The 9,575-nt window shown below is 41.5% G+C and carries 8 protein-coding genes; 1 reads left to right on the plus strand and 7 read right to left on the minus strand.

Translation table 11 applies throughout. The features are described from left to right. Nucleotides 1-616: 616 nt before the first annotated feature. From L5M11_RS21220 to L5M11_RS21240, 5 genes are all read right to left on the minus strand, one after another. The gene (locus tag L5M11_RS21220) at nt 617-1,246 is read right to left on the minus strand and encodes a DsbA family protein (RefSeq protein WP_263185845.1); all 630 of its coding nucleotides are present in this window, start codon (nt 1,244-1,246) and stop codon (nt 617-619) included. 184 nt (nt 1,247-1,430) lie between these two features. Beyond that, nucleotides 1,431-1,889 (minus strand): hypothetical protein, encoded by a 459-nt coding sequence (locus L5M11_RS21225; RefSeq protein WP_263185846.1) that lies wholly within the window; start codon nt 1,887-1,889, stop codon nt 1,431-1,433. Nucleotides 1,890-2,528: 639 nt separating this feature from the next. Beyond that, a complete protein-coding gene (locus tag L5M11_RS21230; RefSeq protein WP_263185847.1) occupies nt 2,529-4,715 on the minus strand; it encodes a TonB-dependent siderophore receptor in 2,187 nt (728 codons plus the stop codon). A gap of 272 nt (nt 4,716-4,987) precedes the next feature. Continuing rightward, complete coding sequence (locus L5M11_RS21235; protein WP_028759925.1) at nt 4,988-5,464, minus strand: hypothetical protein; 477 nt, start codon at nt 5,462-5,464, stop codon at nt 4,988-4,990. Beyond that, nucleotides 5,464-6,633 (minus strand): PepSY-associated TM helix domain-containing protein, encoded by a 1,170-nt coding sequence (locus tag L5M11_RS21240; RefSeq protein ID WP_263185848.1) that lies wholly within the window; start codon nt 6,631-6,633, stop codon nt 5,464-5,466. Before L5M11_RS21240 ends, L5M11_RS21235 begins: the two co-directional genes overlap by 1 nt. A 461-nt stretch (nt 6,634-7,094) precedes the next feature. Here L5M11_RS21240 and L5M11_RS21245 point away from each other — a divergent pair, with 461 nt between their 5' ends. Next, the gene (locus tag L5M11_RS21245; protein ID WP_263193172.1) at nt 7,095-8,057 is read left to right on the plus strand and encodes a hypothetical protein; all 963 of its coding nucleotides are present in this window, start codon (nt 7,095-7,097) and stop codon (nt 8,055-8,057) included. A 118-nt stretch (nt 8,058-8,175) separates the two neighbouring features. Here the strand turns inward: L5M11_RS21245 and L5M11_RS21250 are convergent, their stop codons facing one another. Next, complete coding sequence (locus L5M11_RS21250) at nt 8,176-8,973, minus strand: CLCA_X family protein (RefSeq protein ID WP_263193174.1); 798 nt, start codon at nt 8,971-8,973, stop codon at nt 8,176-8,178. A gap of 161 nt (nt 8,974-9,134) precedes the next feature. Then, on the minus strand, nt 9,135-9,575 hold a 441-nt coding region (locus tag L5M11_RS21255; RefSeq protein ID WP_263193176.1), incomplete at its 5' end, for a GGDEF domain-containing protein.

Here is a 9,575-nt window from a genome sequence, read left to right on the forward strand (position 1 = left end):
ATAAAATTGTGTGACTGGCTCTACATCAATCACGCCGCGTCAACTTAGGTATTAACGCTATAATATGACATTGGTTTGAATAGGAAAATATTTTGTAGCAATCTTGAATTTTATCTTAAACATATTGTGGTGATCATTTTATTTACTGAAAATTTAGTATTAATCATGACTGAATTCCATTATTTAATTATCTAGTGATTTTTCAGTTAAAGCGACATCTTAATGATGAGCCGCAACATCAAGATAAATAACATAAAATATTTTATTAAGACAAAGATTACCCATTAAAGGCATATCAATCTAAACTCTGTATCCAATTTATAATTTATCTAAAAGTGTGTCTGTGCGATAGCGTACACATTATAAATATTTTAATCCGCAATTTAACTAAAAACACAATGAAACATCAGCTGATACCTAATGTAGCTACATTTTGGCATATTATAGATGCCATTAAACATATGAATATTCAGTGAATAAGCTCAGAAGGAACTAAGAGGTATAACTCTAAAACGTTAAAATGTTCTAGAGGTGTTTATAGCATCTTGTAGAGCTTAGAAAACCACAGCTGGTAGTCTAAGGTTGTTTAGCACCAATTAGCCTCAACTGCTGATTTTTACAATAATGCTTCTATATTCGCAAGAAGAACACGATAACCTACGTTACCATAAAATATTTGTCTACCTTCGTCGATAATATAGCTTGGACTGCCTTGTAGATTTTGTTGTGTTGACTTTTGATAGTTGCTCATTAATGCGGCTATAGCTGAACCATCATGAACGCTTGAGATGATTTTTTTCTGTTCCAGCCCATAGAAATCAACCAGATCATAAAGTATTTCAAGCTTACCAATATCCAATGCGTCGATAAAAAATGCACTCCGAAATTTCAATGCCATATCGATACTGGTGTTTTTGTCATAGATAAGTTCAATGGCTTTAAGCACTAAATGAGCATTGGCCGACGTTGTCGGTCTGACTTCTGTCCATATTTTTGAGTTCGTGGGAACGTCATCACGGATAGATGCAGATTTATGTACATGCTCTGCAAAACCATTATATTGACCTTTCTGTTTCCATTGCGTCTCAATTTTTGTTTGAACATCACCAAATACATCAAGATAATGATATTTAAAATAAATTTTATTTTCTAACTTTTGATTTAACTCATCAATACGTTGTTGTGCAACCCAAGCCCACACACAAAGAATATCAGAATAGTAATCAATGATCAGGGGTTGATTCATGTTAATCCTTAATAAGGAGGCAGTTTAAGTCATACACTCTAGTTTCAAGGCTAATCAATAATTATTGTGATGGCAGATCTACTTGTTACCCACATGAAGTCAAGATTTCAATATCTAAACTACAGAATAAATACCGAAGCTACACCGAGCAATAGGTACAAGGATGTGATTTTTAGCAGACATGCTAGAAGTCATCAATTTGTTTCATATTACGTGCCAGTAATCGCTTTTCAGCTTCTTCAAGGGACAGTATATTGCTAAGAAATTCTGTTACGGAAGGTGCAGAACTGCAGTTTTGTAGATATTCAAACAGCCCTACAATATTTTTATGATACTCAAGTGTGGCCATCGCTATTTCATCCGTATCCATCCTCTTAAACGGATGTTCACCTATGGTGTTAAAAGGAATAGCGGTTTTTTCATAATAATGCCGACAATAAGTGTTAAGTGCATTGCTATTGCCATTATCTTCGAACTGTCTGATAACCAGTGCCATTTTTTTCTCGTGGGCTGAAATATACTCCAACAGTAATCCGCTTCTTTCGCTATCATTTGTAAGTGCGCAATGTGCCGCAAATGCATGCAGCTGTTGGTGTATATTTCTAGTCCATTGCATAACATCATATAGCGTTTCTATTTGCATATTATTCTCCTCAAAATGGGAGTCCTTGGTCTTTACTGTGAAAAATGAATCACTTTTCTATGCATTGATGAAAATAAACTTACTAAATAAGCCCATATTTACAATGACATTATGCCTCATTAAAAGTGCAGTTTTGAAATGATTATTGACTAAGTAGTCAAACGCTGATGTCTATTATTAATTTTATGTTGTTGACAATTTGTCATCAACATAAAATACTTTACAAGTCCAACAAAGGTTTAATCTATGTAACATCTGGTCTTTAGCTTAAAAAGCTGGCGATAACCCACAACCTTGTAATAAGGCTAATGGTATGAGTATACCTATATTTTTCTATTGACTCTGTTCGTTGCCGCACTGATTGTTGACAATACAATGCGCACAAGAAAGAAGGAAAACTACCTATACAATATGTTGCCATTCCATAACTAGATTGAAGGGCATCATCTTCCCGCTTTCAATTAATAACAGCATTGGATTTGGGAACGAACCATAGGTGAGCTAGCCCAATATTTACTGATGTCAGTACTGAGTCGTTAATACGCACTAAACGAGCCATTAAAATATTTAGAATAACAATAATAGAAGATAAAAAGGAGTCGCCGATAACTCGGCTACTCCTTTTATTTAGTGGACAATTTAAAAGCGGTAATTAAAGCTCAGGGTCACATTACGTGGAGTTCCATAGTGATACACACTGTATGCAAGAGGCATATAAGATGCTGCAGACATATAGGCATAGTATTTTTCATCCAGCAGGTTTTCGAGATTAAGTTGTAGATCCATATTTTCCGCCAGATTATAACGAGCCATTAGGTTAACTAGTGAATAAGCATCTTGCTCAATTACAACGCTACCATTCTGTGCGTAACTATCACTCTGCCAGTTAACGCCACCGCCAACAGTTAATTCAGGTAAATGATCGACAAACTGATAGGTAGTAAAGAGTTTAAACTGTTTGCGAGGGCTCGTGGTCTCAAGTTCTTTGCCTTCTGCATCTTCAGCGGTGAATTGAGAGTAACCTGCCGAAATATTCCAGCCATCAATAAACTCACCTACAACTTCTAACTCAAAGCCAGTACTTTTAGTACCTTGTATTGCATAATAAGCACTTGTCTGACCATTTGCTTTTTGCTCATCCGTCGGCTCAAAGTCTGTATCTTGCTTAGCAAAATTATCCTGTTCAATCTTAAACAGTGCCACAGTGGTGTGTAGACGGTCGTCCAGATAAGCGCTCTTTAAACCGATTTCATAAGCTTTACCTTCGAGTGGATCCAGATAGTTACCGCTAGCATCTTGTTTATTCTGCGGATTAAATATTTCGGTATAACTAGCGTAAACACGATGCTCTTCGTTTATGTCATACAAGGCGCCAACATAAGGAACGAACACGCCATCATCACCAAAGTTAGTATCAGTACCATAACTGATCCCTTCGCGGTTCCAACTAGAAATACGGCCACCGGCAATCACTTTTAAATCATCGGTAATTGTCAGCCGCGTTGCTGCGTAGAAACCTTTCTGCTCGGTATCCATATTCAACTGGCGATTGGCATTTGTTGACCATTCAGGCTCTTCAAAGGCGTTGCTTTGCCAATCATAAAAGTTTTCAACTGCCTTTGAGTCCCAGCCCGTCATATTCTCACGGATGGGTTCATAGGTATCAGCATAGGATTTCTGTTTGCTGTATAAGGCACCAGTCACAAATTGATGCTCACGCTTAAAGAGTTGGTAATCGCCTTTCAACTGAAAATCGAAATTATCAGAGTTACTTTCACCATGGCTGTGATAACGCTGACCGCTCAAACCTGCACCGGTTTCTTTATTCAGCAAGCCAGACATATAGATCATTTTGGTGGTGGTTTCATATTCCATGCGATTATAGTTCGCCACCAACTGCCAACCATTGCTGAAATAATGGTTCAAGTTAGCAAAATAGTTGATGTTAGTCGTTTCCCAACGGCTCCAATCTGCCGCTGTTGTAGTAGAAACATCCCAATCAGTAGCCGAACCATCGCTGAATACTGCTGGTAACGCACCCCACATCGCTCCTTTGGGGTTGTTGTTATTGTAACTACCGCCAACGCGCAGCATAGTGTTGTCAGTAATGTCTGAATCAATTACGCCGTAAAGAATAGTCTTACGGTCTTGATAAAGATCCTGATAAGAATCGCTATTGACATATTTCGCGACCATGCGACCGCGCACACTGCCACTGTCGTTAAGGCCATTAGAAACATCTGCGGTAACTTGTTTTTTATCCCAGCTACCCGTAGCAACATCAACATAGCCCTTAAGTTCGTCACTGTCGGCATGTTTGCGTACTAGGTTGATTGAAGCAGAAGGATCCCCTGCCCCCGTTAGTAAGCCTGTTGCACCACGCACCACCTCTACGCGCTCATACAGAGAGATATCAGACACAGTCTCTCCTGCATCGCCCCCTAAACTCCAAGATAAAGGTACGCCATCGATCTGGTAATTCTGAACCGCAAAACCACGAGCCATAAAGCCATTTCGAACGTTATCTGTTTTAGATGAAGACAAACCTACTGTGTTATTAACCACATCAACAACGGTATTGAGTGCCTGATCCTGGATCCGTTCAGCGGTCAAGATGCTCACTGACTGTGGCGTTTCCTGTAGTGACAGCCCTAAGCCTGTGGCGGTATCAATAGTTCGACTCACAGTGTACTTGCCCATCACTGTGATTTTTTCAATATTTTGATCATTTGCATCTGCAACAGAAGACGGCTCTGCAGCCAAGACTGACAAAGGGTTTAATGCCAAAGTAATGGCAGACGCGAGAGGTAGTAGATAAAAGCGCATAGTAATTTAGGGAGTTTATTTAGGATGAACATACGGTAACACTATTGCGAATCACTTTCATTTGTATTTTGGTGATGTATATAACAAATTCATCATTTATTAATGAGGAATAAACGTCCCCGTTGTGTTTATGCCTTCAAAAGTAAGCGTTTACGGCGAAAAAGGTTATTCTTTACCCGTATTCGGTTAATCATTCTTAATCTACGCCACTAAAAGCGACCCTGAAATTATTACTCCATAGGATCGCCATTAGTGTTTAGCTTTTACCTCATTCAGTGTGTCTGTACTATTAGCTCGGCAGGCAGAGGCCACTTTGCCACTTGCCACTCACCTTGCCAATTCTCAATCGATATCCACAGACTATCGGCGGAGGTTAGCGTCTTAGTTGCTATGGCGTGTACGTGTTGGCCATGCTTATTACCGTGTAAAATACCATTCTCACTGCGCTGTAAATCTGCTATTGGCAAAGCCTGCGTTCCAATATTGGCATAGCCTTGGCGTATATTGCCTACCTCACCTTTTTCAAAAACCAACATAAAATCTTTCACATAGTCATCATGATGCACATAGGGTGCTTTTAGATCTAAGGGTAAAGGGGCTATTTTAAATTCACCTAACTCTTGAGTCTGCCAGGCCGGTGGAAATGTAGGTGTTAGCGACTGATACAAAAACAATAGGGGGAGCAATAGAATAAACCCACTCAGTTTATATTTATTTTTTTGCCAAAAAGTTGAATGAATGAAAGCCATTAACGTACCTCCTCTAACCTATCTGCCACAGTACTGGGGGATTCCATTTTTTTAATTGCACGCACATTACGCAGTCCCCACATCATAAATCCTGTGATTGACATACCCGATAGGATCACCCCAAAAATAAACCAAATGATTTTTGTCCAGATACCACCTAAGGTACCGTAATGCAAAGGATCTGCGATATGCATTAGTGTTTGTATCCCTGTCATCGTCTCGGGTGATGTCGCTCTTGCAATCTCCCCCGTCCAAGGGTTAATGCTAAGGTTGTAAGAATACTGATCGTAAAAAATGTGCTCGCCACTACCGCTCAGATGATACATGTCACGATTATGCTCGGGTTTCATCACATAGCTTGGTTGAAAGTCAGGAAAGTGCGTTTGTGCTAATGTTAAGGCTTGTGCAAATGACACGCTTGGATCTGCGGGATTCACATCACCCTTTTGGATAAAGGGCAATTGCTCAGCAGCAATCAATGGCGCATGTGGCTCGATATCAATATCTGCATGCCAAAAAATGGCTTGGGCTAAATACCATAATCCGGTAACGGCCATAATCGCGATAAACCAAATAGACCACACACCAGACAATTTATGCAAATCGGCCAATAGTGTCTTTTTACCTTGACTCACACGCAATTTCGGAGCAAAAAAACTTCGCCAAAAACGTTTATAAACAATGAGTCCCGTCACTAAAGACGCGAGCATAAACAGCGCCATCGAACAGACAAGGTAATAGCCCAAGCTGTAACCGCTTTGCCAAGGAAATAATAACCAAGCATGCAAAGATCTGATAAAGCCGGCAAATGTCATGCCTTCATTAATCTGTTGGATCTCACCTGTGTATTGATTGACATAGGCCATGGCATAGGGTTTATCAGCGTCACTGAACATAATCACATTGACCATATAAGGTTCTAAGGTCATAGCGCCAGAGACTGCCGCACTTGGGTAGGCTTCCTCAACAATCGTCATCAATTCACTAACCGGTTTTACGGGTAAATCATTAGGGTTCAACGCCCTCGATGCAGGATTCGTTAACCAAGTGATCTCATGACTCAGTACCGCAATCGTCCCCGTCAAGCAGATAAAACAAAATAACAACCAAATTGGGAGCGACACCCAACCATGCAACATAAACCAGAATCGGTTACTGATCTTCGCCATTTGTGACTTTCCTAACACTTATCGTATTTCGCGAGTGTAAAGGTAATGCAAATTGTTATCAATACGATGTACTGGGAATTGTTTTCAATTAGAATGCCGGTCACAAAATACTATGATGGGGAATCATGATGGATAAAACCTTGTTAGCAGCGCTCATTTCGAGCCTATTGTTAGCGCCGAATTCCAACGCCAAATAGCTTCTTACTACTCTAGTATCGATTTCTATAATCAAGGTTTCTTCGGCGAACCGCGAAATGTCGAACTTAGCCTGAGTTATAATTTTTAGTCTAATTGTTAATCGCCAATACCGCGCATCACTTTTATGCGCGGTATACCTAAAGCTAGACCATCCTGCGTTAAAACAGCATCCGGTAAACTTCAATGGATTAACCCTTTGGGCTCAGGGGGATAATCCATTACAATGAAGTCCATTTTGAGTTCGTAAAACAGATGTTCCGCCTATGCCTAAGTCTCACACCCACATGCATCAACATTTGCAAATGCCACATGCTAAATTAGATCTGCAAGCTCTAGTGGACACCCTTGCCTTTGAGCAAGTGACCATTATTGGTAATGCTTCCGGCGATTGGCAGCCTGCGACCACAGGTACGACATTTATTTTTAACGGTACTCAATGGGCTGAAAACAGCAATGTAAATAATCAGATAGTAAATATTGCCAACGGTGGTTTTGCTGAATCAAAATATGCCTTTGTGGTACAAGGTCATCCACAAAGTGGTCTGTTTACCCAAGCCTTGACGCAAGTTGCGATTGAATTAACGCCTCAGCTTGGCTGCTGGCCTTCATCTGGGTTAACCACAATAGTATTGATGCAGCAATTGTCTCAGCATGTGCAAGTGCAGCGGATGTCACTGTTTCCGAGTTTAGCAAGACCCAATGATTTACCACCTGACGATCACTTACCTTGCATGGTGCATAATTGGTTAGGCGAGCGGCGAATTGCCCAGGCTTTGGTACCATCGGTCGACTGGCCTGAATTTAGCTTAGCGTCAGTATTTTTACCTCGCCTATCCGCAATAAACCAAATGCAACCATGCCAAGTCGCACCTAGGATAAACGCAGGTAATCCCTTTGATTTACTTGTGCGTTTACAAGAGCCGAGCTTATTAATCGCAGATGCGCTAAATCCAGCCACGCGGCAGATGCAACTTGAATGGCTAATCACACTGGCGCATACACCCATCAAAATTTGGCTGCAATTTGCTCATCCTAGCCAGCTCATCAATGCTGAAGCTTTATTTTTCAACCACATGCCAGAATCAAAACCTAGCTATTGGTATTTAATGGATATTCAGGCATCTCAATATCTTGATGCGATTCGCCATAGTTTGGCCTATTGTTGGCAAACGTTGTCGACTAAGCACGCGAGCTTGATTGGCAACGAGCTTTCAAACGGCTCGTGACCTTGCCCTGTCCACTGCCATTCGCATTCAAAATACCTAAGGCGAATGTCGTTTTACATTTTGCCTTGCCCTCTAGCGACGCTAAACCAACCTCTGTTTAAATGCATGACTCAAAACGTCAACACGCCCTAGTTAAGGGATTTTTACCCAATGCGATCCCCAACGGTTCAAAGTAATTGATCAGCGCCTGAAAAATCACTTGTCTGTGGGTCTCATCGGGATAAGCCCCCTCCTTTGCCATTGTTGAGAAACGGGTTCCCGACACTAAATACGGATTTGAAATATCAGTATAGGATTCAATACAGGCTTCAAATGCTCGCGCCATCATCTCCGTTGGCCGAGAGAAGTACTGCATCCCATGTTTTTTATCTAATGCAATCGCTCGGCGAACATAATCATGGGGCTCATCACCCTGTCCACTCAACAATGTCACTTTGAAGATCTCAGATAATCGAACATTTAATGGATGATCTATGATGGGCAGATCGGATAGCCAAAGATCGCTCGCACACTGAAACCGCTTATTAGTAGGTTTGAATGATTTAGCGGCAATATAATGGTCAAACGCATGCCAAAACTCATGGGCTAAAGCACCTGCACCTGCATTTTTAGCCAATGCCAACTCTCGGGTCGCGGGAGCATAATGGGCCTGAACGCCCTTTTGGCCGCCATGACCAAAGGCCAGGCTGACGGTTTCCCGCAGCCCTAAAGTCAAAGGTGGCAATTTTAAGATAAAGGCCAGATCGGCGAGCGAATCAAACACTAAATCCGCAGCAATGCGCGATTCATCCCGCGTCACCCAGCGGCCAACACGCACATGGCTAAAACCAAAGGTTTGTTTAATATCAAGAAAAGTGACTTGCTCACCAAATCGATAATCGGGTCCATGGCGGTTATATTGCTGATTGATTAACACGGCTTCCCTTGAACCCTATGCAGTGAGAGACACATTAAGCTGGCTATTTTAGGTGAAAATGCACAGGAACAAAACGCTGCATTAAGTGCAATATCAAGTTAAGAACAGGAGCCACTCGGTTTGGTATCGCGATGCTTAGATTTCGACAACCACAGGGTTCGTTAAGCTTTAGCCGTTAATATCACATCATCCCAAACCACGACACGATTTCGCCCCGTAGTCTTAGCGTGATACAAAGCTTTATCGGCCTCGGCCACCAGCTTTTCAGCATCTGAACGGCACTGACTTCCTATTTCAATCGGTGAAGGCACAGACTGAAGCGCTAAAATACCGCTGTTTTCTTCGATGGCATAATGAGTAATTACAGGTGTTAACGCACTCACTCCTGCCGAAAATTGATAGTGAAAATCGGCGACTATCGCTGAAATATCTTCATTCGCAAGCGCTAACATCATACGCGTCACAATTTTCTGCGCGACATCGACCGACGTTTCTGGCAGTAATAGCGCAAATTCCTCACCGCCGAAGCGACCAAAGATATCGTATGGGCGCGTGCGAGCACTGATAAATTGGGTAAAATGCTGCAATATCTTGTCACCCAC

The sequence above is a fragment of the Shewanella sp. SM87 genome, from assembly GCF_025653705.1.
GTDB classification, from domain to species: Bacteria; Pseudomonadota; Gammaproteobacteria; order Enterobacterales; family Shewanellaceae; genus Shewanella; species Shewanella oncorhynchi.

Excerpts from the sequence above, each read along its gene's own strand:
- L5M11_RS21220 (WP_263185845.1), bottom strand. The coding sequence starts at position 1,246 with ATGAATCAACCCCTGATCATTGATTACTATTCTGATATTCTTTGTGTG.
- L5M11_RS21225 (WP_263185846.1), bottom strand. The coding sequence starts at position 1,889 with ATGCAAATAGAAACGCTATATGATGTTATGCAATGGACTAGAAATATA.
- L5M11_RS21230 (WP_263185847.1), bottom strand. The coding sequence starts at position 4,715 with ATGCGCTTTTATCTACTACCTCTCGCGTCTGCCATTACTTTGGCATTA.
- L5M11_RS21235 (WP_028759925.1), bottom strand. The coding sequence starts at position 5,464 with ATGGCTTTCATTCATTCAACTTTTTGGCAAAAAAATAAATATAAACTG.
- L5M11_RS21240 (WP_263185848.1), bottom strand. The coding sequence starts at position 6,633 with ATGGCGAAGATCAGTAACCGATTCTGGTTTATGTTGCATGGTTGGGTG.
- L5M11_RS21245 (WP_263193172.1), top strand. The coding sequence starts at position 7,095 with ATGCCTAAGTCTCACACCCACATGCATCAACATTTGCAAATGCCACAT.